Consider the following 19,302-nt stretch of genomic DNA (forward strand, 5'->3'; position numbering starts at 1 on the left):
ACGTGCTACCTCGCCAGAATGTCGCGCATTTCGACGAGGTTCGAGCGGACCCGCAGGACATAAAACCCGAGCGTCGCCAGATGGGTCGGCATGATCCAGCCATCCTCCTGACCGTTCGAGATGATAAACGGCTGGATACGCAGGGCCGCGCGCAGCTGCTTGATGCTTTCGGTCCAGATCGGCGTCAGACCGCGCTGGGTGATGATCCCGTCGAAATCGGCGCCGGCCGCCGTCAGCACGCCGTAGTAGCCGTAAAGCTGGCCGTAGGCGAACCAGAAGCGATCATCCGCCCGCGTGTCGAACCAGCCGCCATTGAAGTTTTCCGAGCGCTCGCGCAGCATCGCAGAGGTGCTGCCGATCGAGCTTGCGACGCGATCCATGAATTCCAGGAAATTGTCGGCGCGCGCATCGAACGTCGCGGAGCATTTCGCCAGTTCATCGTTGAAGGTGCGAAGATCGTTCATCGCCGCGCGATACTGCGACGGCGTCGGCGTCAGCGGGCCGAACGGCGACAGGCCGAAATACCAGTTGGTTTCCTCATACTGCATCTTGCTGCGCACGCTCTGCAGCAGCGGATTGATGCCGGACGTGCCGCGCATGCGCACCAGAGAATCGACCAGTTCGACCGTCGTGCGGCGTACCGCCTCGTTGACACCGCGCTGGAAGGACGCCTTGTTGTCGAACCACGGCGTCTGGTCCCAATCCATGCCGAACAGTCCGGTCTTGTAGAGGATCATCGACGAGATCCAGGCATTCTGGTTGACGTTGTAGTCGATCAAATCGGCGGTCACGTCGACGATGGCCGAACGCTCGCAGGTATTGGCGGGCGCCGTCTGCCCTGCCGCTACCTTGACCGGGAGACCGGCATCGTTCTTGCGCCCGGCAAGATTATAGCGGTTTGGATAATCCGGATCGAAATTGGTCCAGGCCTGTGTCTGCCAGAAGAAATAGCCATAGAGGCCAATGAGGGCGAGAAGGGCAATGCCGATCGGTCCCTTGATGATCCAGGCACGTCCGCGATACCAGTTGGCAACCGCGATGAACGGAAAGAGGATCCAGGCCACCACCAGGCCAATGCCCCGGCCGATCGCTGCAAATATACGCTGGAAAAACGCGACGATCGGATCAAGCATTGCTGTTATCCTCCTTGAGGCCATAAAGGCGTTTTCGGAACGCCACCTTGTCCTTGAGATATGTCCCGGTCAGCGTCGCCACAACATATTCCCTGAACTTTTCACTATAATGTTCATAGGCCGCATAAAACCCCTGCTTGTCAAAGACGAAGCGGGAGACAAAATCGCGCGGGACCAGTTGCGAAATCAAGCGGTTGGTCAGCCATTGATCGGGATGTTCCGGTGCGGCGCGTACCAGCAGGAAACGGTTTTCCGGCGCCACGTCCTGCATCTTGATGGTGCCTGAAGCCAGGACAGTGCGCAGCATGGTCTGCAGGAACGGATAGGCGCCATCCGATGACACCAGCGCAGAATTGCGATGCATCCAGGTCTGCAGCCAGATCGAATCGATCGCGTTGAGATCCGTGGTCGGGTCGGCCTGATTGACAAGTCCGCGCAGGATCATGTCCGCGCGGTGCTGATAGAGCCCGGAACTCTCCACCCAGGATGCCTGCGGCAATTGCAGCCGGTTGGTCGATGCCAGGAACTCGTAGATGCGCTGGTGGTCAGACAGGCTGATATAACCGACCTGCCAGGGCCGCGACCGGCGAAAGCCTGGCACCGACGGATCGCAGATCACCGTCGTCGTCTTTTCATCCAGAAAGACATAGACGCCGCCGAAATGATTGGCCCAGAAGGCATCATGACGGAAGACCAGCTTGTCCGGCACCAGTGCATTCTCGCGGATATCGCCGGTGATCCTGGCAAGCTCGACCATCCGATTGAGCAACGCATCGTCAGCCCAGGCGGTCGGCACGGTCTTCAGCCGGTCAACGAGGGTGCGCAGTTCGGCCGCCTTGCCGAGCATGTCCTCGGCCGACAGCACGCGAAAGCGAACTTCGTTGATCGACAAGAGGTCGTCGATATCATTGACGACCGATACCGAATCCTCGATCTCGCCGTACAGCGCATCCTTGATCGTCACCGCATTGATTGCGCGGGTATTGGCGGCGAAAAACTCGTGCATCAGCGCGGCGGTATTGGAGAAGCTCGTATGAACGACCGGCAGTTCTTCCTGGTCCGGCGTCATGATGATGAAGCGGCGGTTGACGCGATTGGGGTCGAGATAGTCACGATCGCCCAGTTCATCGGCGATCTCCGGCGAAAACCCGGTCATGTCGATCTGGAAGGACGGCAGCGCCGTCGGGCGAAGACCGAAGCCCTGGAGTGCCTTGTTATAGCGCGCGATCAGATGCGGCTCGGAGATTTCGAGCAGGCGTCCATAGATGAGTTCGGCTTCGAGGAGAAGTTTCATCCAAAAACCATGCGATGAGCGGATGGCGACAAAGTCTGGCTCACCAGAATGTTACGAATAGATTTCACGGCGATGCCCAATTCCAACGACCAAGACCACAACCCGCTCATCATGAATCTCGCAGATTATACGGTAATCCCCCAAGCGGTACCGCCAGTATCCACCCAGTTCTGAACCCTGAAGTGCTGCACCAAGAATTCTGGGATTTTGATGTGCGGCAACTCTCTTGAAAAGAAAATCGCGAACGCGCTTGGCCTCGGAATACCCTAGATTGCTTAATTGCTTCTTGGCACCTTCGGTGAATTCAATCTCCCAAGCCAAATTCGTCCTCGACTTCCTTCAACGTGTAGATACGGCTTTCCCCACGCCGGACGCGTTCGAGTTCCTGCTCTGCAAGATAGATGTCCTCGAGATCTTCCAGATGCTCCTCGATCGCCTGCCGGATATAGAACGTCGCCGTCCGTCCCGTGCGAGCAGCGAGAGCCTGCAATCTTTCATAAGTCTCGTCGGGGAGACGGATTGCCGTTTGCTTGGCCATGACAATTTTCCATGTGGGATACGTGTATACCATATAGCATGGTCAGGGTTCGACTTCCAGAACCGTTTGGCAGCCCTACCCCTGCCACCGCCCGTCCGCCTTCATCGCCTCGATCTCGCGGATCGCCTTCTCCCTCTGGCGCTCCCGGCGGATGATATCTGTCACTGCCGCATCGTCGGATTTGTCGGTGTAGCGGAATTCGCTGTCAGCGTAGCGGTTGATCTCCTGCATCACCATGTCGAGCGTAATCGGCCCGCGCAGCTCCTCGATCATCGCCTTCTTCTCGTCATACGCCTTGTGCATGAAAGCTTCCGGCGCGACGAACCAGTCGTCGGGCAGTTCCACGTCCATCGCCCGCATCTTGACCGCATCGGTGATGTTCTTGATCGCCCGGCCCGTAAAGCGCGGCTCCGCCTCCTTGATCATGTGCAGATAGGAGCCGACATCGGCCAATGTCTCGATCCTGCCTTCCTCCTTCTCGTAGCGCTCCCAGACGGCAAGCAAGCCCTCTTCCTTCGGACGGGCATGTTCTGCGTAGGATTGCGAGACGGCCTTTTTGATCTCCTGGCCGGCAAACAGCTGGTGTTCTCCAAGCGGGATCTTGTGATTCTTGCCGACCAGCATGGCGAAGATGTCGATATAATCGCCTTCCGACTGCGGCCCATCGACCAGCCAACGGGCGCCGGCGCGCTGCCGCAGGGCGTCATCGACGTTCTCGGGATAGTTGGAGAACATGCCGAAGGTGCAGTTGCCGCGGATCACCGTCGAAGCGCCGGCAAAGCTTTCCATCAGCACCGCCGTCACCTCGTGCTGGCCGGCAGACGCCCGGTCGTCCGAGCGCTTGGCCGCCACCTGGTCGACATCGTCGATTGTTCCGAAACCGATGGCGCGCGGATTGATGACGTTGTTGACGAATTCCTTGCAGTTCTGCCCCGATTTTCCCTGATAGGAGGAGATCTGGTCGACGCCGAAATTCTCGTAGTGGAAGGCATAACCGGCGATCTCGCAGTAGTCGTTGAGCAGACCGGCCAGCATCTGGATCAGGATCGTCTTGCCGGTCCCCGGCATGCCGTCGCCGATGAAGGTGAAGAGGAACCCGCCGAGTTCGACGAACGGGTTCATCTGCCGGTCGAAGTCATAGGCCATCAGCATCTTGGCGAGCTTCAGCGCCTGATATTTGGCGATGTGGTTGCCGATGATCTCTTCCGGCTTCTTGAAGGTCATCACCAGAGGCTTGCGCTTCTGCCCCGGCGCCACATCGAAGCCGTTGAGCGTGAAATCGTCCTGATCGAGGCGGATATGGACGTTCTCGAAGCTCGCAAGCCCGGTGAACCGCGCCTTGCGGCCGATCAGCCCCTCGATGGCAAGCCGGGCAAAAGCCCGCGCCCGGCTGGTCAGCGCCGCATCGTCCGGTGCACCGGCGATGGTCTTGTCCAAGGCCGAGATCATGCCTTTCAGCGCATCCTGCGGCGTGTCGAACAGGAAATCCGGCTCCGTTCCGTCCTCGACCGGCTCGCCCTCGCCTGCAAGCGTCGCGCCGAGATAGGCCGCGAAGGTGAAGGCAGCGATATAGGCCGATGCCGACAGAAGCGCCTTGAACTGGGTGGCATCCTCGCCCGATAGCGGCGCGGTCGCGTTGCGCGATTGCAGCCCTTCCAGATTGCTCTGGCGGGCAAACACATCGGCGACGGCAAGCGCCACCTGGACGCCGCGCCGCGAACGATAGAGCAGCGTATGCTGGGCCGGAGACATCAGCGGATCGGCTGACCGTACCGACTGAATGGTCTTTATCAGCTCCACCTCGCGGGTGCGTCGCTGGCCGCCGGTCGAGACCGTGGAAACGAAGCGGCGGCCGGTCCCGGCCAGCGCCGTTCCCGCGGACGGATCGTCCGCCTCCAGAATGATCAGCCGGGTGACCAATCCCTGCGCCACCGCCTGATGTTTGGCAATGTCGTCCTCATGCAGCGTCGTCAAGCCCGCGTTCAGTGACATTGTCCTACACCTCGCTGATGACCTGGTTTCCGGAAATCACATGCACCTTGTAGTCGCCGAACACCTGCGCCGCATCGCCAGCGGCATAGAGCGCCTGGTAAGCGTCGTGCGGCACCAAAGCGTGCTTCTCGTAGGAGCTGACGCCCATGCGCGTCGCTTCGAGATTGTCGGTATCGATATGGAACTCTTCCGACGCCGGCGTCGACGAGAAAAAACCGCGCTGGGCCGGCCGTTCGGCCTTGGAAAACACTTCCTGCACCGTCCAGGTCAGAAGCCAGGCGTTTTCGGTCTTGCGGACCTTGGAGAGGATGTCGTTGATCTTGGCATTGTTCTCGGTAATGCCAGCCGAGTAGAACGGTCCAAGCACGATGCGCCGCAGCTGCTTGGGATGCAGTTCCGGAAAATCCTTGTCGAGATTGGTGGCGATCGTCACCGGCGTCAGCGAGTAGGCGCTGTTCTTCAGCGCAAAATCGTCGAAACGGCTGGCAAATTCCGGATTGAGAAGTCCGCCGATCGGCAACGGAATGTCCGTCTCCGGATTAAGCTTGCCGTCCGGCGTCACCAGCAGCTTGGCGATCTTTTCCGAGGAATCCTCGATCGTGGCCATATAGACCATGGGCAAGGTGCTTGCGCCATCGAAGGCGCCCCAGCAGACGACGTAATAAGGACGCATGGTCTTCGGATTGACGGCAACGCGGATCGTCTCGGGCATGATGAAGGGCGAGAAGATATCGCCCTTGCCGATCTGCTCGAGATAGAGCCGCTCGGCCATGCGTGACTGCAGCTCCGTCGGAAATGCTTTCTGGCGCAGGATGAAATCGGCCATTTCCTGTCGCAGCGCGTCTGCGACCGGAATGCCAGACAGCCGCTTTTCGGCCGATTGCCGATCGTTTTCCAGTTCCAGCACATTCTGGAACACCGGAAAGCCGCTTTCCGCCCGTGAAATCCGGAACTGCTCGATGAAGCCGATGCGGTTTTCCCAGCAGGAGAACGACGCCTTCAGCCGCGCCAGATAGGGCACGACTACCTCGCCCACCACCGTGTTGCGATAAAGCGGCGAGTTGCGATCACCCAGAAAAATCTCAAGCCCGCCGAGCGCTGCCCGGATCGAGGCAAAATACTGGCCGACGGCGCCTTCTGATGCGGCGTTCATGATGTCCACCCTCCCCTTGAGGGGGAGGGTGGGAGCGAAGCTCCGGGGCGGGGTGACCTTCCGCGACATCCAACTGTCACCCCCACCCGCGCGTTCCGCGCGACCTCCCCCCTCAAGGGGGAGGTAGAAGCCGCCATGCGGCTAGAATGGAACAACCCATCCCACTTTCGATCAAACGGCATCATCGTGGACGACAATCACGATTTCACGTAATTCGCCGAATTGTGCTTGTCCATCACCGCCTGGAACCGCCGCGCGAACGCGTCGTCGGCGAGCTTCTTGCGGCGCTGGATGTCCTGCGTCGAGAGCATGTTCTTCTCGTGCATTTCCAGGAGATCGCCGATGTGCCGCTGCGAGGCCGAGCCGATGCCGGCCATGGTTTCTTCCGCCGCCGTATCGACCTGGCTGCCGAGCGTGTTGATCTTGTGGGCGACGTCCTGTTGGGCCGCCGTCTTCAGCGAATCTTCCAGCGCCTTGTAGAGTACGATGCGCTGCTCGGTATCGATCGTCAGCTTGTTGATCAGCGTATTCTGCGCGGCGATCTGGTTGTTGAGGCTGTCGACGAAGGTCTGGAACATCGAGGTGTAGCGCTCGTAGGTCTGGCTCTCGGCCAGGAGTTCCTGCTCCTTGGCCTGCTTCTCGTTGTATTCGGTCGCCAATACCGAACGCTCACCTTCGAGCTGGGTGCGGGAAATCTGGTCGGTGGAGGCAGCAATCCTGTTCTCGATGTCCATCAGAAGCGGGTTCAGTTCCTCGATCCGCTTCTGGGTGTCCTGCAGGTTTGCCATCGTGCCCTTGCGGCGCTCGATCACCTGCAGCAGGCTTGCCTCCGAGGTCTTGTAGCGCTGGTCGAGAACGCCCTTCTGTTCCTTCAGGATACCGACGATCGTATCGGATTTGGAAAGCAACTCCTGCAGATTGCCGGCGAGCGACATGTTGCGGACGCGGTCGGTGCGCATGCGCTGCGCGCTCTGCTTGGAAAAAATGCCGATGAACTTCTCGTAACCGGTATAGCTCTTCATGCTCTCGAATTCGGCGCCGAAAACGTTGGTGGCGTCTTCCAGGCCGATGATCAGGTCGGCAATGTTGCCTTCCATCACCTTCTGCTGGTTGATGACGTCCTGGATGCGGGCATTCTCGATATCGAAATTCGCGTCGCCCAGTTTGGTATCGGACTTGGCGAACTGGTCGAGCACGACAGCCGACTGATTCATCTTGCCGCGCATCTGTTCGACGATGCCGCGCGTTTTCTCGATTTCGCTCTCAAAATTCTGAAGTGTCGCCATCGGTTTTCCCCCTGGTTGCTCCGGTGCAGACGTACCGCGCAGCTTAATTATTCAGTCGTGACATCAGCTTATATAATGGGAGCGGTGATTTGAAGCACAAGGGCTTCAACCGTTGATTTTCAGTTGCACACCCCCTCGCCGGCAACCTGCCTTTCGGGGAACACCCTATTTCGTAGCCGTCGTCTTTAAATAAGCAATGACGTTTTCTATATCCTGCGGTTTCTTCAGCCCCGGAAAGGTCATCTTCGTGCCGGGAACCATCGCCTTCGGGCTGAGAAGATATTCCGAAAGCTCGTCCTCGCTCCAGACCTTGCCATCCTCGCCAAAGGCTTTCATGGCGCTTGAGTAGCTATAGCCCGCAAAGGTTGCAACCGGACGGCCGATGACGCCCATCAGGCTCGGGCCGACCCTGTTCACGGGCTCGCTCGCGGTATGGCAGACGCCACATTTCTTGAAGACCTGCGCGCCAGCCTCCGCATCGCCGGCGGCGTGGGCAAGGCCCGCTCCAAGACAGAGAAAAAGGCTGAGTGAAACGAAACGCAGAGACATGGACAGCTTCCCCGAACGTGGACAGGATCGCCGCCATCATGGCACGGCACAGCCACCCGGCGATAGCCCGCCTCAGCCCTCGTTCATCTTGTCTTCCCAATGGCGGCGGCAATAGACCACGTATTTCTCGTTGCCGCCGACATCGACCTGGGCGCCTTCGCGCACGATGTTGCCCTCGGCATCCATTCGCGCCACCATGGTCGCCTTGCGGCCGCAATGGCAGATCGTGCGAACTTCGCGCATCTCGTCGGCGATCGCCAGCAGCGCCATCGAGCCGGGAAAGAGCTTGCCCTGGAAATCCGTGCGCAACCCGTAGGCCATCACGGGAATGCCGATGCGATCGGCGATGCGCGCCAGTTGCCAGACCTGATCTTCACCGAGGAATTGGGCTTCGTCGACGAAAACGCAGGCGATCGTCTCTTCGGCATGCAGCCGTTCGATCAGGGCATAAAGGTCGTCATCGTGATGGAAGGAGATGCCATCCTCGCTGAGCCCGATGCGCGAGGACACCCTCCCTTTACCCGCCCGGTCGTCGAAGGCGGCGATCAGGATGACCGTGCGCATGCCGCGCTCGCGGTAATTATAGGACGCCTGCAGGAGCAGGGTCGATTTGCCGGCGTTCATGGTGGCGTAGCTGAAATACAGTTTTGCCATGGCGTCCTCTTCTGTATGCTGTCGATTGTTCATGAACAGACCGGGCGAGGAAGGCCAGAGCGCAAGCGCAAAAGTCACAGAAAATCGAGGGCAGGCGGCAGAACATGAGCAATGCGACATCCCGCGTCGTTTTACGCGGGCGTGTCCGGCGAATGTGCCAATACAATCGCAGGCAACACCAGGGCGCTTGAATTGGCGGACATTTGGTGATTGGCTAAATCACAAAAGCAGGGGAATGATAACGATGAACAGACTGACACTGAAATTCATGCTGACCGCAGCCGTATCGCTGGCCGCGCTGACTGCGAACGCCAATGCCGCCGAGCCGGAAAGCTGTGGCACCGTGCGGTTCGCCGATGTCGGCTGGACCGACATTACCGCGACCACCGCGACTGTTTCCACCATCCTCAAGGGCCTTGGCTACGCGACGGACATCAAGGTCCTGTCGGTACCGGTCACCTACCAGTCGCTGAAAAACAAGGACATCGACGTCTTCCTCGGCAATTGGATGCCGACACAGGAAAATGACGTTCGTCCCTTCCTCGACGACAAGTCGGTCGAATCCTTCGGTCCGAACCTTGAGGGCGCCAAGTACACGCTGGCGACCAACGCCAAGGGTGCCGAACTCGGCATCAAGGATTTCAAGGATATCGCCGCCCACAAGGACGAACTGGAAGGCAAGATCTACGGCATCGAGCCGGGCAATGACGGCAACCGCCTGATCATCGACATGATCGACAAGGACACCTTCGGCCTCAAGGGCTTCGAAGTTGTGGAATCCTCGGAACAGGGCATGCTGGCGCAGGTTGCCCGCACCGAGAAAGACGGCGCTCCGGTCGTCTTCCTCGGTTGGGAGCCCCATCCGATGAATGCCAATTTCAAGCTGACATACCTGTCCGGCGGCGACGATATCTTCGGCCCCAACTTTGGCGGCGCCACCGTGTTCACCAATGTTCGCGCCGGCTACACCACCGAATGCCCGAATGTCGGCAAGCTGATCACCAACCTGAAATTCTCGCTTCCGATGGAAAACGAGATCATGGGCAAGATTCTCAATGATGGCCAGGATCCGGAAGCCGCTGCGACCGCATGGCTGAAGGCCAATCCGACGGCGATCGACCCCTGGCTCGCCGGTGTCACCACGAAGGACGGCGGCGAAGGTCTGCCAGCGGTCAAAACCGCGCTCGGTCTCTGATCGACAGACGAAGGCGGGGCAGAGTCCCCGCCTTTTTTAAAAGCACATCCGCCCCATCATCGACCTCAAGAACCAGGCGAATCTCCGTGGAATGGCTCACCGACCCTGAAAGACGCATCCCCATTGGCCGCTGGGCGAAGGATTTCTTCACCTGGCTGACCACCAATTTCGAAAGCTTTTTCGATCACCTGTCCGCCCTGCTGTCGGGTGTCGTCAACATTATCCTCTGGATATTGCAGACGCCGCACCCGCTGATCGTGGTGGCCGTGGTGACGGCAGCGTCCTACTGGTTCCGCCGCTCCATTGGCGTCACGGTGTTCACGCTGCTGGGCCTGCTCTTGATCATCAATCTCGGCTACTGGAAAGCAACGACTGAAACGCTGGCCCTGGTCCTGGCCGCCAGCGCGGTCAGCATGGCCGTCGGTATTCCGCTCGGCATTGCCGCGGCACGGCGTGCCTGGGTTTACGCCGTGATGCGGCCGATCCTCGACCTGATGCAGACGATCCCGACCTTCGTCTATCTGATACCGGCCCTTGTTCTGTTCGGCCTCGGCATGGTGCCGGGCCTGATCGCAACAGTGATCTTCGCCATTCCGGCACCGATCCGGCTCACCCGCCTCGGCATCATCTCGACGCCGCCATCGCTGGTGGAGGCGGCGGTCTCCTTTGGCGCGACGCCATCGCAGGTCCTGCGCAAGATCGAACTGCCGTTTGCCATGCCGCAGATCATGGCCGGCCTGACGCAGACCATCATGCTGTCGCTGTCGATGGTGGTCATCTCGGCGCTTGTCGGCGCAGCCGGTCTGGGCGTTCCCGTGGTGCGGGCGCTGAATACGGTCAACATCGCCATGGGCTTTGAATCCGGCCTCTGTATCGTCATTCTCGCGATCATTCTCGACCGCCTGTTCCGTTCGTCCGATGAAGGAGAAGGCGCATGACCGAAGCCGTCGTTTTCAAGAATGTCGACATCATCTTCGGCAACAAGCCGGAAGCCGCCATCGCCATGGTCGATCAGGGCAAGACCCGCGACGAAATCGGCGCTGCGACCGGGCTGGTGCTCGGCGTCGCCGACGCATCGCTGACCATCACTGAGGGCGAAATCCTCGTGCTGATGGGACTGTCTGGCTCGGGCAAGTCGACCCTGCTGCGCGCCGTCAATGGCCTGGCGCCGGTCGTGCGCGGCGAAGTGCAGGTGAAGACCGGGCACGGAATGATCAATCCGTACAAGACCAGTGCCAAGTCGCTGCGCGACTTCCGCATGCATGATGTCTCGATGGTGTTCCAGCAATTCGCATTGCTGCCCTGGCGCACCGTCGAGGACAATGTCGGCTTCGGGCTGGAACTTGCCGGCGTGCCGGACAAGGAACGCAAGGATCGTGTCGCCGAACAGCTGGAACTGGTCAACCTGACGAAATGGGCCGGCCGCCAGGTCAAGGAACTCTCCGGCGGCATGCAGCAGCGTGTCGGCTTGGCCCGCGCCTTTGCCACCGGCGCACCGATCCTTCTGATGGATGAGCCATTCTCGGCGCTCGATCCGCTGATCCGGACCCGGCTTCAGGACGAACTGCTGGAATTCCAGCGGCGGCTGAAAAAGACCATCCTGTTCGTCAGCCACGATCTCGACGAAGCCTTCCGCATCGGCAACCGCATCGCCATCATGGAAGGCGGACGCATCATCCAGTGCGGCACGCCGCAGGATATCGTCAAGAACCCGGCCAACCAATATGTCGCCGATTTCGTCCAGCACATGAACCCGATCACCATGCTGACCGCGATGGACGTCATGAGCCAGGGTGTCAACCGCACCGACAGCGCCGCCGGCGTCTCGGCGACCGCCAAGCCGACAACGCCGCTGATCGACATTCTCGATGCCATGTCGCGTCAACCCGGCAGCATCGGCGTCGTCGAAAATGGGGCCATCGTCGGCACCATCAACGCCCAGAACGTCGTGGAAGGCCTGACGAGGCACCGCAACAAGAGTTGACCGGTCGAGCCTGAATGCCGCTATAAGTGACGCCCGGACGCAATCGTTCCGGGCGTTTCGCATTCGAACACGAGGCAAAGCCGATGGCCGACAAACCTTCCGTCCTGCGCGAAACAGACGACGAGGCACGCAGGCTTGCCCGCGTTCTGCTGCGCTCGGCTCGCCACGCCGCCATCGCCGTCATTGAACCGGGAAGCAGCGGTTTTCCCTTCGTCAGCCGTGTGCTCCTCGGCATCGATACCGACGGGACGCCGGTCATTCTGGTCTCCGCCCTGTCGACACATACGCAGGCGCTCGCCGCCGATAGCCGCTGCTCGCTGCTGACAGGCGAAATCGGTAAGGGCGATCCGCTCGCCCATGCCCGGCTGACAGTCCAGTGCGAGGCGGAAAAGGTCGAGCGCGACAGCCCACCCCATACGCGCATCCGCGAGCGCTTCATCCGCCGCCATCCGAAAGCGCAGCTCTATGTCGATTTCCCGGATTTCGCCTTTTTGCGGCTCACGCCGCTGAAGGCCAGCCTCAATGGCGGCTTCGGCCGGGCCTATGCGCTTGACGGCGAGGACCTGCTCATCCGCTCTCCGGCAATCGACGATCTTGCCGCGATGGAAACCCGGGCGATCGTCCACATGAACACCGACCATTCCGATGCGGCAAACAGATATGCAAAGGCCTATTGCAAAGCAAAGGGCACGGGCTGGCGAATCTGCGGCCTCGATGCCGCCGGGATCGATCTGGCGTCGGGCGACCAGCTGAAGCGACTGGAATATGAGCAACCCCTACAATCTGAGGGGGAGTTACGGACAATGCTGGTAAAACTTTACGGTTAACTAACCCTCACCTACCCCGAATTCTTGTAGTGGGAGGTTGTCCTTTTATTCATCACGTCTAATTATCTCATATTCACATTCATAACCAAGCGTGATGTGAACTTCGCATGGAGTACCGAATGCAAACGATCTCTCCTCAGAAACACGGTAAGGCTGAAATAGCTGCGGAGTTTCTGTCGGCTATGGCCAACCCGAAGCGTCTGCTGATTCTCAGTTCACTGGTGAACGAGGAAATGGCTGTCGGCGCCTTGGCAAACCAGGTCGGCCTCAGCCAGTCTGCCCTGTCGCAACATCTCTCGAAACTGCGTGCCCAGAATCTCGTCACCACCCGTAGGGATGCGCAGACGATCTACTATTCGAGTTCTTCGGATGCCGTCCTGAAAGTATTGAAAACACTGAAGGATATCTACGGCGACGAAAGCAGCGCGACCGAACGCGTCGCCCAGCGCCGTACCGCCTGATACAGTTCGGGGCCGCGTGCCGGCCCCGAACTGTCCAGACCGTGGACCTTGCCTTGAAGCATCATTGCCGCGGCATCCATCCTTCACGTTTACGCGCCTTTGAGACTTGGCATGCAGTATCTGCGCCATGGACACGACAGACAAAAACCGGCTGGCGGCCGCAGCGACCGTCAAATGGGCCGTGCTTGGGACAGGCGCAATCGCCTCGACCTTTGCCGACGACATCCGGCTGGCTGAAAATGCCGAGCTTGTTGCCGTGTGTTCACGGACGGTCGAAGCCGCCACCAATTTTTCGCAACGCGTCGGCCCCCTTCGCATCATCGCGGATATCGAGGCCCTGGCCGGTGACCCTCTGGTTGACGCCGTCTACCTGGCCACGCCGAATACCGCTCATTTCGACCAGGCATGGACGCTGTTGAACGCAGGAAAACCTGTTCTCATCGAAAAGCCGCTTGTCACAATGGCCGCGCAGGCGCGATCGCTTGCCGAACTGGCAGCAAACCAGCAGACCTTCGCGATGGAAGGTCTCTGGACCGTCTTCCTGCCGGCGATCGACCGGGTGCGCAGCCTTCTGGCAGACAATACCATCGGCGCAATCACCGGCATCCGCGCCGAGCTTGCCTATGCAAAGACCTTCGACGGCAACAGCCGCTTTTTTTCGCAAGTGCTCGGCGGCGGCTCTCTTCTCGACCTAGGCATCTATCCGATCGCGCTGGTGCTGGCGCTGTTCGGCTCTCCGCAATCGATCGCAGGTCGCTGGCTTGCAGCGCCCACGGGCGTCGATATGTCGGCAGACATCCGGCTTGGCTTCGGCGCCTTCGAAGCATCAATCTCCTGCGGCTTCGATCGCAATGGTGGCAATCGCTTCATCATCGAAGGCGAGGCGGGCAGACTCGTCATTGATGCGCCTTTTCTGCGAGCAAACCGTATCCTGGTGACGAGAAATCGTCTTGCCAACTACGTCGCGGCACCACCCCGTTCCGGCCGCCTGTCTCGTGCCATCAGCAAAATTGCGCGCAGATTGCCCCTGCCCGGCCTCACGGTCCACGAACACGGATTTCCCGGCAGTGGGCTGCAGTTCGAGATCGAAGCTGCAAGCAAGGCCATATTGGAGGGAAAGCGCGAGCACCCGCTGATGCCGCTTGGCGCCAGCATCGCTGCCCTCGACATCATCGAAACCATTCTGGCGCAGCGCGCATCATAGCGCGGTCGGCGTATGATCCCGCCTGCCGGCGTTGAGCGCCAGCACGATATCCGTCAGATGCAGCGCGGTCTCGCCGGAAAAGAACGGCTTGGTGCCTGTCCTGATCGCGTCCGCCTGCACCGCGATGCCGCGCACGAAATCGATCTGCGACGGATAGGCCGGGAGGACGCTTTTCTCCGCAGCGTGCGGATAGGATACGGACTTTCCGGCGGTGAGACGAAACGGGAATTTCCGCTGAAACTGCCATTCGAGACGCTCGATCAGGCGATGCAACAGCGGCCGTCCGGCGCCTGCCAGTTCGACATGGATCGGCGAGCGATTGTCCCAGAGATCGCGCACGACGATCGTCCCCTTGTCGCCGACGATCGTCAGCGACCGATCCCTGGGTGCCGCAAGTCCACTTGTCAGACGCGCGACAAGACCCGACCGGAAGGTCAGGCAACCGACGGAAAAATCCGGCCCGAGCGCGAGGGCTTCGGTCCCCGGCCCCTTGTTCGGAAAGGTGAGCGCCGAAAAGGCCGCGACATTGGCCACCGGCCCGAACAGCGATACGAGCCAGCTTGTCGCATAGCCGGCATGCTCCAAGGTGCAACCGATCTCGAATTCATGGACGGCCGGCCATTTCGCGCCCGAGCGGCTGCGCCATTCCTGCCATTTGTCGAGAAAGACCGGCCCGTCCTCCATTTCGGCATAGGCAAGGCGCGGCGTGCCGATGACACTGGAGGCAAGGATGTCGGCGCAATGGGCGCGGGCGTCGCTGAGCGCATTGGCCGGTGCGCCCGCCAGGATCAACCCATTCTCCGCTGCGAGACCGACCAATTCGCGCGCCTCGTCCACCGTCATCGCCAGCGGCTTCTCGCAATAGACATGCTTTCCCGCAAGCAGCGCCGCCTTGTTGACGGCGTGATGGCTTTCCGGTGGCGTCAGGTTGACGACGATGGCAACGGCAGGATCGGCGAAGGCTTCATCGGCCGAGGCAAAGGCGCGGACCTTCCAATAGTCGCTGAACTGGCGCAGCCGGGCGGGATCGACATCCCAGACACCGGCCAGCCGTAATTGCGGATGGTTTGCCAGCGTCGTCATGTAATAGTCGGCAACGAAACCCGTGCCAATGAAAGCGATGCCCGTCCGTCCGCTCATCGCGCATCCGCCAGGAAGGACGCGATGTAGACCAGGGGCGCGTTCCAGTTGATCGTCATCTCGTTCGTCCCCCAGGACATGATGTCGTCTATATAGCAGGTCTGCGGCCGGCAGCCCTTGAGACGTGCCTTGGCGACATCGTCGACCAGCGTCGAATTCGGCCCGCCAGCCAGGGTACCGACGGGAGGATTGGGCAATGCATCGTCGATCTGATGGGCATACCAGCGGCTGTGCTGGTTCTTCGCAAAAACGCTGCCGTAACCCGTGACATAGGAGATGTTCATCGCATTCCGCCCGAAGATATAGTCCATGCTTTCGCGCACGCTGTCGAGAAACGGTCGCTCGCCCGTCAGGTCATAGCCGGCCGAAACGACGATCATGTTCTGCAGGATGAGCTGGTTTGATCCCCAGTCATAGCGATTGTCGGCCGGCCGGTAGATATGCCCGAACGGCTCCTTCTTCTGCAGGCCGATGAAGTTTTTGGCGGCGGACACCACCGATGCGCGGATCATCGCCTTGTCGTCTTCGGGAAGATTATCGCCGTAAAGTGCGAGGTCGAGACGGCCGAGACCCGCGACGCTGCGCCAGTCGAAGGCGCCGACGGCAGGAAAGACCGGCCCCGCCCAATAGGTCGAGGCTTTCAACGTCGTCAGATATTTGGCCTCGCCCGTGGTGATATAAAGCTCGGCGGCGGCCCAGTAGGTTTCATCGGTGATATCGGTGTCGCCATAGTCACCGCCACCCTGATGGCCATCCGAATCCGGCGCATAGAGAACCGGATTGGCGGCAGCGGCCAGCCAGGCCTTTTGCGCCGCGGCCAGGAGTTGCTTGGAAAACACTTCATCATACGACGCAAAAAGCCGCGCGCCTTGCGCGGCAGTGGCGGCGAGATTGAGCGTTGCTGCCGTCGACGGACGATGCAGGGCGCGCAGCTCCGGATCGAGATGCGGCGGCATAGGTACCTCGGTCCATTTCGTATCGTGAACCTTGTGATGCACCATACCGGCCAGCGGCTGGCCGTCGGGCACCATCATCTTCATCAGGAATTCGAGTTCCCAACGTGCCTCGTCCAGAATGTCGGGAATACCGTTGCCGTTCTCCGGGATGCGCGACAGGCTGTCGCTCATAACCGGCGACGCACCCTTGCCGTAGACCAGGCCCCGTTCGAACGTGCCGAGAAGCTGTGCCACGGCAATACCGCCGTTGACCACGTATTTGCCCTGGTCGCCCGCGTCGTACCAGCCGCCGGACACGTCGAGTGTGTAGTCGCACGTCCAGTCCTTGCCGTAGAGCTTTGCGGCCACCTTGCCGGTAAGGCAGGTGACCTGGCTATCGCCCCGGTTCGGGCTCTCCTGCACATGCCCGGCAGGACGGGCATAGGCTTCGCCGGCGATGTCCCCCTTGATCTTGATGCCGCTGCGCTGCGGATAGAACCATGACAGCGCGTCGACGCGCAATTTACCGTAGACATCATGGCCGACAGAGAATGGATAACTCTTCTTGTCGCCGACGATCAGGCGGTACCCCTCGCCAGCGGTTGCAAAGGCCGAGAAATCGGCGATCTGGGTGTCTGCGCCAACCGTTTCGTCAAAGCCGGCAGGCGCCGCCACGCCCTCGCCGACCACCATGCCCGCCGCATCTTCAAGCTTGAATGGCAGCGGCTCGGCGGCGTCCGACAGGATCGTCGCCCGCTTCGGTCCATCGAGGAAATAGCCTGCCTGGTTGACCAGCGCCGGCAGGGCGTGCATCGCGTCCCTGGCAGCCGACGTGATCTCGTCGGATTTCGCCTCGTTTATCGCCACGTCGTCGAGGCAGACGCGCCAGGACTTTTCCGCTCCCCCCAACTGGAAAATGATCTGCGCCGGCTCGGCTTCCGTCGCCTGGAAAACGGCTGAAAACTCCGCCTTTCCCGCTTTGGTCTCGGCGTTGAACGTCGCCTGCGCTGTCCACGGCTCCGCATTGCGTTGAACCATGATTGGAAAGGAATGCCGTTCCCTGGCTTCCATCGCCACCGTCACACGGTAGGATGTACCCGGTGAAAACTCCAGGTCGTTGACACCGAGCAACCGGTCCCAGGGCTCGCCGCCAGCCTCGACGTCCGCGCACAGTTTGCCGCGTTCACGCGACAAGGCAACGCCGCCGGTGGCCCAGAAGCCGTCCTGTCCCTTTTCAAAGGCACCATCGGCAATCATGTCGGCCGCGCCCGCCGGCCCGGTGAGGCAAACGAAGAGCGCGAGCACGAGGCTGGCTGGAATTTTTGGCAAGGTCTCTATCCTGAGCCCGGGTTTCGGGGAACGCGGCGCCACTCTGCTGCAAACAGGTTAAACTTCGGAAAAGACAGGGCTGCAAGCCTTGTTTCCAAATGTTTCCGCCCGAAGGATTCTCGACTTTCGCCAGCCCGGAAACCCGTTCGGTCGTTGCTGGGCCAAGACTTGACCCGGAAAGGCGCCCTGATAGTTTGACCGGCAGGTAAAGATTCACCTCATCCATCTGGACTTGGCCGCCAGACATAAAAAACGCCACGGAGAATACGATGTCGAACCGCCTCAATGCCACGCCCAACGATCTCAGCGCCTTCTGGATGCCCTTTACGGCCAACCGGCAGTACAAGAAAGAACCGCGCATGTTCGTCAAGGCGAAGGACATGCACTACACCACACACGACGGCCGCCAGGTGCTTGACGGAACCGCGGGCCTCTGGTGCGTGAACGCCGGCCACTGCCGCCCCCTGATCACCGAAGCCATCCGCGAACAGGCGGGCGAGCTCGACTATGCCCCCGCCTTCCAGCTCGGCCATCCCAAGGCCTTCGAACTGGCAAACCGCCTCATCGACATCGCGCCCGACGGCATGGAGCATGTCCTCTACACCAATTCGGGCTCTGAATCGGTCGAGACCGCGCTAAAGGTAGCGCTGGCCTATCACAAGGTGAAGGGCCAGGGTTCGCGAACCCGCCTGATCGGCCGCGAGCGCGGCTATCACGGCGTCAATTTCGGCGGCATCTCCGTCGGAGGCATCGTTTCCAACCGCAAGATGTTCGGCACGCTGCTCTCCGGCGTCGATCACATGCCGCACACCCACCTGCCGGAAAAGAACGCCTTCACCAAGGGCGAGCCGGAACATGGCGGCGACATCGCGACCGAACTGGAACGCATCGTCACGCTGCATGACGCCTCGACCATCGCCGCCGTCATCGTCGAGCCGGTCGCAGGCTCCACCGGCGTCCTCATCCCGCCGAAGGGTTATCTGCAGAAACTGCGCGAGATCTGCACCAAGCATGGCATCCTGTTGATCTTCGACGAAGTCATCACCGGCTACGGCCGTCTCGGAACGCCGTTCGCGGCGCAATATTTCGACGTCAAGCCGGACATGATCGTCACCGCCAAGGGCCTCACCAACGGCGTCATCCCGATGGGTGCGGTGTTCGTCACCGCTGAAATCCATGATGCCTTCATGAGCGGTCCGGAGCACATGATCGAGTTCTTCCACGGCTACACCTATTCCGGCAATCCGATCGCCTGCGCCGCGGCTCTCGGCACCCTCGACACCTACCGCGACGAAGGCCTTTTGACCCGCGGTGCCGAGCTTGCGTCCTACTGGGGCGACGCGCTGCATTCGCTGCGCGATTGCCCGCATGTCATCGACATCCGCAACATCGGCCTGATCGGTGCCATCGAACTGGCGCCGATTGCCGGCGAGCCGACCAAGCGCGCCTTCTCGGCCTTCCTGAAGGCCTATGAAAGCGGCTACCTGATCCGCACCACCGGCGACATCATCGCCCTTTCGCCACCACTGATTATCTCAAAGGCCGAGATCGACGAACTGATCGACGGTATTCGCAAGGTGTTGGAGAGCAACATCTGACTGAGCCTCTGAAGGCGATGGGAACCGGCT

Annotated in this window: 18 protein-coding genes; 7 read left to right on the forward strand and 11 right to left on the reverse strand. The window is 60.4% G+C overall.

Going from position 1 to position 19,302, the window contains the following annotated elements; genetic code table 11:
- Nucleotides 1–5 precede the first annotated feature (5 nt).
- The 9 genes from J2Z75_RS22990 to J2Z75_RS23030 form a co-directional block, all read right to left on the reverse strand.
- Complete coding sequence (locus J2Z75_RS22990; protein ID WP_209855119.1) at nt 6–1,133, reverse strand: DUF2333 family protein; 1,128 nt, start codon at nt 1,131–1,133, stop codon at nt 6–8.
- Entirely contained in the window at nt 1,126–2,427 is a 1,302-nt protein-coding gene (locus J2Z75_RS22995) for a DUF6638 family protein (protein WP_209855121.1), read from the reverse strand. Before J2Z75_RS22995 ends, J2Z75_RS22990 begins: the two co-directional genes overlap by 8 nt.
- 51 nt (nt 2,428–2,478) lie before the next feature.
- Nucleotides 2,479–2,748 (reverse strand): type II toxin-antitoxin system RelE family toxin, encoded by a 270-nt coding sequence (locus tag J2Z75_RS23000; RefSeq protein WP_209855123.1) that lies wholly within the window; start codon nt 2,746–2,748, stop codon nt 2,479–2,481.
- A complete protein-coding gene (relB, locus tag J2Z75_RS23005; RefSeq protein WP_209855125.1) occupies nt 2,732–2,965 on the reverse strand; it encodes a type II toxin-antitoxin system RelB family antitoxin in 234 nt (77 codons plus the stop codon). The genes J2Z75_RS23000 and relB overlap by 17 nt, the downstream gene beginning before the upstream one ends.
- A gap of 75 nt (nt 2,966–3,040) precedes the next feature.
- Nucleotides 3,041–4,957, reverse strand: coding sequence for an AAA family ATPase (locus tag J2Z75_RS23010; RefSeq protein ID WP_209855127.1), 1,917 nt, complete (start codon nt 4,955–4,957; stop codon nt 3,041–3,043).
- A gap of 4 nt (nt 4,958–4,961) precedes the next feature.
- On the reverse strand, nt 4,962–6,110 hold the full coding sequence (locus J2Z75_RS23015; protein ID WP_209855130.1) for a hypothetical protein: 1,149 nt from the start codon (nt 6,108–6,110) through the stop codon (nt 4,962–4,964).
- 197 nt (nt 6,111–6,307) lie between these two features.
- Entirely contained in the window at nt 6,308–7,396 is a 1,089-nt protein-coding gene (locus J2Z75_RS23020; RefSeq protein ID WP_209855132.1) for a hypothetical protein, read from the reverse strand.
- 165 nt (nt 7,397–7,561) lie between these two features.
- Nucleotides 7,562–7,951, reverse strand: a complete 390-nt coding sequence (locus J2Z75_RS23025; protein WP_209855324.1) for a c-type cytochrome — start codon at nt 7,949–7,951, stop codon at nt 7,562–7,564.
- Between the two features lie 66 nt (nt 7,952–8,017).
- Complete coding sequence (locus tag J2Z75_RS23030) at nt 8,018–8,599, reverse strand: thymidine kinase (RefSeq protein WP_209855134.1); 582 nt, start codon at nt 8,597–8,599, stop codon at nt 8,018–8,020.
- Nucleotides 8,600–8,843: 244 nt separating this feature from the next.
- Here J2Z75_RS23030 and J2Z75_RS23035 point away from each other — a divergent pair, with 244 nt between their 5' ends.
- The 6 genes from J2Z75_RS23035 (at nt 8,844) to J2Z75_RS23060 (ending at nt 14,270) form a co-directional block, all read left to right on the forward strand.
- Nucleotides 8,844–9,794: a choline ABC transporter substrate-binding protein gene (locus J2Z75_RS23035; protein WP_209855136.1), complete on the forward strand. Its 951-nt coding sequence runs from the start codon at nt 8,844–8,846 to the stop codon at nt 9,792–9,794.
- A gap of 86 nt (nt 9,795–9,880) precedes the next feature.
- On the forward strand, nt 9,881–10,732 hold the full coding sequence (choW, locus tag J2Z75_RS23040) for a choline ABC transporter permease subunit (RefSeq protein WP_209855139.1): 852 nt from the start codon (nt 9,881–9,883) through the stop codon (nt 10,730–10,732).
- Nucleotides 10,729–11,778 carry a choline ABC transporter ATP-binding protein gene (gene choV / locus J2Z75_RS23045; protein ID WP_209855141.1) on the forward strand — a complete coding sequence of 350 codons (1,050 nt, stop codon included), beginning with the start codon at nt 10,729–10,731 and terminating at the stop codon, nt 11,776–11,778. The genes choW and choV overlap by 4 nt, the downstream gene beginning before the upstream one ends.
- 83 nt (nt 11,779–11,861) lie before the next feature.
- Entirely contained in the window at nt 11,862–12,605 is a 744-nt protein-coding gene (locus J2Z75_RS23050; protein ID WP_209855143.1) for a HugZ family pyridoxamine 5'-phosphate oxidase, read from the forward strand.
- A 119-nt stretch (nt 12,606–12,724) separates the two neighbouring features.
- Complete coding sequence (locus J2Z75_RS23055; protein ID WP_209855145.1) at nt 12,725–13,066, forward strand: ArsR/SmtB family transcription factor; 342 nt, start codon at nt 12,725–12,727, stop codon at nt 13,064–13,066.
- Between the two features lie 127 nt (nt 13,067–13,193).
- Complete coding sequence (locus tag J2Z75_RS23060; RefSeq protein WP_209855147.1) at nt 13,194–14,270, forward strand: Gfo/Idh/MocA family protein; 1,077 nt, start codon at nt 13,194–13,196, stop codon at nt 14,268–14,270.
- Here J2Z75_RS23060 and J2Z75_RS23065 read toward each other — a convergent pair.
- Together J2Z75_RS23065 and J2Z75_RS23070 are read right to left on the reverse strand one after the other, a co-directional pair.
- Complete coding sequence (locus tag J2Z75_RS23065; protein WP_209855149.1) at nt 14,265–15,410, reverse strand: Gfo/Idh/MocA family protein; 1,146 nt, start codon at nt 15,408–15,410, stop codon at nt 14,265–14,267. The two genes, J2Z75_RS23060 and J2Z75_RS23065, sit on opposite strands and share 6 nt — an antisense overlap.
- Nucleotides 15,407–17,674, reverse strand: a complete 2,268-nt coding sequence (locus tag J2Z75_RS23070; protein ID WP_234937514.1) for a glycoside hydrolase family 9 protein — start codon at nt 17,672–17,674, stop codon at nt 15,407–15,409. The genes J2Z75_RS23065 and J2Z75_RS23070 overlap by 4 nt, the downstream gene beginning before the upstream one ends.
- 269 nt (nt 17,675–17,943) lie before the next feature.
- Between J2Z75_RS23070 and J2Z75_RS23075 the strand changes: the two genes are divergently transcribed.
- Complete coding sequence (locus J2Z75_RS23075; protein ID WP_209855151.1) at nt 17,944–19,272, forward strand: aspartate aminotransferase family protein; 1,329 nt, start codon at nt 17,944–17,946, stop codon at nt 19,270–19,272.
- The last annotated feature ends 30 nt before the right edge of the window (nt 19,273–19,302 follow it).

Source organism: Rhizobium herbae (assembly GCF_017873135.1).
Taxonomy (GTDB): Bacteria; Pseudomonadota; Alphaproteobacteria; order Rhizobiales; family Rhizobiaceae; genus Pararhizobium; species Pararhizobium herbae.

What these genes read in the sequence shown, in the direction of transcription:
- J2Z75_RS22990 (WP_209855119.1), bottom strand. Translation starts at nt 1,133, where the DNA reads ATGCTTGATCCGATCGTCGCGTTTTTCCAGCGTATATTTGCAGCGATC.
- J2Z75_RS22995 (WP_209855121.1), bottom strand. Translation starts at nt 2,427, where the DNA reads ATGAAACTTCTCCTCGAAGCCGAACTCATCTATGGACGCCTGCTCGAA.
- relB (WP_209855125.1), bottom strand. Translation starts at nt 2,965, where the DNA reads ATGGCCAAGCAAACGGCAATCCGTCTCCCCGACGAGACTTATGAAAGA.
- J2Z75_RS23010 (WP_209855127.1), bottom strand. Translation starts at nt 4,957, where the DNA reads ATGTCACTGAACGCGGGCTTGACGACGCTGCATGAGGACGACATTGCC.
- J2Z75_RS23015 (WP_209855130.1), bottom strand. Translation starts at nt 6,110, where the DNA reads ATGAACGCCGCATCAGAAGGCGCCGTCGGCCAGTATTTTGCCTCGATC.
- J2Z75_RS23020 (WP_209855132.1), bottom strand. Translation starts at nt 7,396, where the DNA reads ATGGCGACACTTCAGAATTTTGAGAGCGAAATCGAGAAAACGCGCGGC.
- J2Z75_RS23030 (WP_209855134.1), bottom strand. Translation starts at nt 8,599, where the DNA reads ATGGCAAAACTGTATTTCAGCTACGCCACCATGAACGCCGGCAAATCG.
- J2Z75_RS23035 (WP_209855136.1), top strand. Translation starts at nt 8,844, where the DNA reads ATGAACAGACTGACACTGAAATTCATGCTGACCGCAGCCGTATCGCTG.
- choV (WP_209855141.1), top strand. Translation starts at nt 10,729, where the DNA reads ATGACCGAAGCCGTCGTTTTCAAGAATGTCGACATCATCTTCGGCAAC.
- J2Z75_RS23050 (WP_209855143.1), top strand. Translation starts at nt 11,862, where the DNA reads ATGGCCGACAAACCTTCCGTCCTGCGCGAAACAGACGACGAGGCACGC.
- J2Z75_RS23055 (WP_209855145.1), top strand. Translation starts at nt 12,725, where the DNA reads ATGCAAACGATCTCTCCTCAGAAACACGGTAAGGCTGAAATAGCTGCG.
- J2Z75_RS23060 (WP_209855147.1), top strand. Translation starts at nt 13,194, where the DNA reads ATGGACACGACAGACAAAAACCGGCTGGCGGCCGCAGCGACCGTCAAA.
- J2Z75_RS23065 (WP_209855149.1), bottom strand. Translation starts at nt 15,410, where the DNA reads ATGAGCGGACGGACGGGCATCGCTTTCATTGGCACGGGTTTCGTTGCC.
- J2Z75_RS23075 (WP_209855151.1), top strand. Translation starts at nt 17,944, where the DNA reads ATGTCGAACCGCCTCAATGCCACGCCCAACGATCTCAGCGCCTTCTGG.